At 39.3% G+C, this 2,188-nt stretch carries 4 protein-coding genes; all 4 read left to right on the forward strand.

Annotation, left to right across the window (positions count from 1 at the left end):
- On the forward strand, window positions 1-212 hold a 212-nt coding region (locus ACOVQ4_RS14625; RefSeq protein ID WP_421821367.1), incomplete at its 5' end, for a hypothetical protein.
- Between the two features lie 62 nt (window positions 213-274).
- Window positions 275-1,204, forward strand: a complete 930-nt coding sequence (locus tag ACOVQ4_RS14630; protein WP_421821368.1) for a hypothetical protein — start codon at window positions 275-277, stop codon at window positions 1,202-1,204.
- A 109-nt stretch (window positions 1,205-1,313) separates the two neighbouring features.
- Window positions 1,314-1,937, forward strand: coding sequence for a glycosyl hydrolase 108 family protein (locus ACOVQ4_RS14635; RefSeq protein ID WP_421821369.1), 624 nt, complete (start codon window positions 1,314-1,316; stop codon window positions 1,935-1,937).
- On the forward strand, window positions 1,921-2,188 hold a 268-nt coding region (locus ACOVQ4_RS14640; protein ID WP_421821370.1), incomplete at its 3' end, for a hypothetical protein. The genes ACOVQ4_RS14635 and ACOVQ4_RS14640, both read left to right, overlap by 17 nt.

The raw sequence follows: 2,188 nt of genomic DNA on the forward strand, positions 1-2,188 counted from the left end.
TGGCAGAGTCAAATTTGAGTTTAGCTACTGCTGCATTAGCCAAAATCCCAGCAAAGAAAAACTTGAATGCTGATGGAGTTCCACCACATGAAGAAGGACAAGGGAAATTGCCTTCTAATCCAGACGAGTTTGAGAAGCTATCAGCACAAGAAAAGGCTGACTTTAAAGCGAATCATCCAGATGAGTATAAGGCTCTTTGGGTAAAAAAATAGGCTTTTAAGTAACAGTTGATTGAATAATTAAGTAAGGCTTTCATTTTTTAACAATACAAATTATGTCTATTTACGTAGAACAATGGGAAAACCGAGTAGAGCGTAATATCAATGAATCTACTCAAGCACCTTGGTTAGATGCTGTGCCAGAGCTGGATACTTCCATTATTGAGATGAGTAGCGGGTCGGCATCAGAAAAGAACAAAATCCATATTCCAACTACGGATTTTGAACCAGATGTTTTAATTAACAATACTACCTATCCAATCGCATTGCAGGATTATACAGACAGTGATGTGGAGATTCAGTTGGATAAGTTCCAAACGAAAGCAACGACGCTTTCGGACGACCAGATTGATGGCTCATCGTACCAGCAGATTGATGTAGTTACGGCATCTCATACCGAGAAAATTAGAACTACTAAGCATATCAAGGCTGCACACGCTATGGCTCCTGCTGCCAATACTGCTGCTACACCAGTAGTATTAACATTGGGTCTTGGAACAGAAGCATCTGGAGAACGTTTGCGTTGTACCTACGAATCGTTAGTTAACTTGAAAGATCGTTGTGATAAAGCAACGCCAAAAGTTGATGGAGACCGTATTTTGGTGCTTTGCGATGATCACTTTAATGATTTGCTTTTGGATCGTAAAAACTTTGGAGACCAATTGGTTAACTACCAAGAAGGTAAGCCAGCGCCTCGTATTTGCGGTTTCTTGATTTATCGTTTTAAGGACAATCCTTATTACAATGCAACAGCCTTAACCAAATTGGCTTATGGTGCAGTTCCTTCAGCGGGACAATATCAAGGCTCATTCGTTTTTGTTGCGAATAAGATTGCGAAGAAAACAGGTAAGACGAAGATGTATTTTAGCCCTGCACAGGCTGATACAGAAACGCAAACCAACAAAATGAATTTCCGTCATTACTTTATTTGTGTACCTAAGCGCAATCAACATATTGCGGCTTTAGTCTCAAAAAACAAGGCATAAACTAACCCATAGAGGGAGGTGAGCAATTCGGTTGCCCTCCCTGCACAATTTCATCGTATAATAATTCTACCTTACTTTGCTTAAGTGGGGTACTTAGCCCCACTTATTTATGAAACGGTTTATTATTCTACTACTAATTTGTATTTGCAGTTGTAACGTCCTTGGAGGCTCATTAGACAAGTTTTTTCCACATTTGCTCAATGCTGAAGGTCGCATATTCACTATTACCCAGTACGATTTCGGAGGCGCTACTAAATTTGGGGTAGCTTGGAAAACCTTCTTAATCGCATGTAAGCAAAGCATAGCGAAGGACTGTGATAAAAACAAGGATGCCAAGCTTACACCAAAAGACCTTGCCTTAACGACTCAACTTGATGCAAAAGTCATATATGACGAAATGTACTGGAAACAGTACAAAGGGCATTTGATAGAGAATCAAGCCATTGCTGAAATTATCATTGACCTTTTTATCAATAGTGGTACAGGACGAGGCAATAAGCATGTAAAGGCAATACAGGGATTTGTAGGAGCTAAACAAGATGGGAAGATAGGCGCTAATACCATACGGCTTATTAATCAGGCAGATGCGAAGAAGTTATACGGGAAAATCTACCAATATAGGTACAATTACTACAAAGCGATAGGTAAAGGAACTCAAAAGAAGTTCCTGAAAGGATGGCTAAATCGAATCAAAAACTTAAAAGCAATACACGAAAATGAAAAATACATTTAAGCTATTGTTAGCGCTATTTGTTTGCTTGTCGGGCTTAATGCTATATGCTTGCACAGAAGCAACAGCTACAGGATCAGATACTCCTTTGGTCAATCAAGACTCCATCATTTTTACTCATGCCAAAATCAAGCAGATAGAGGCTGTTACGCAGGAAATAAAGCAGATTGATAGTACGCAATTTGGGTTGTGTGATACCTGTGTAGCTGAATACAAAGGAGTTATAATGGAAAGTAGGTTACTTGCAAAAGAAA

Origin of the sequence: Flectobacillus sp. (assembly GCF_049240685.1) — a bacterium.
In the GTDB taxonomy this organism is placed as follows: Bacteria; Bacteroidota; Bacteroidia; order Cytophagales; family Spirosomataceae; genus Flectobacillus.

Coding starts and splice junctions, on each gene's coding strand:
- ACOVQ4_RS14635 (WP_421821369.1), top strand. CDS start 1,314: ATGAAACGGTTTATTATTCTACTACTAATTTGTATTTGCAGTTGTAAC.
- ACOVQ4_RS14630 (WP_421821368.1), top strand. CDS start 275: ATGTCTATTTACGTAGAACAATGGGAAAACCGAGTAGAGCGTAATATC.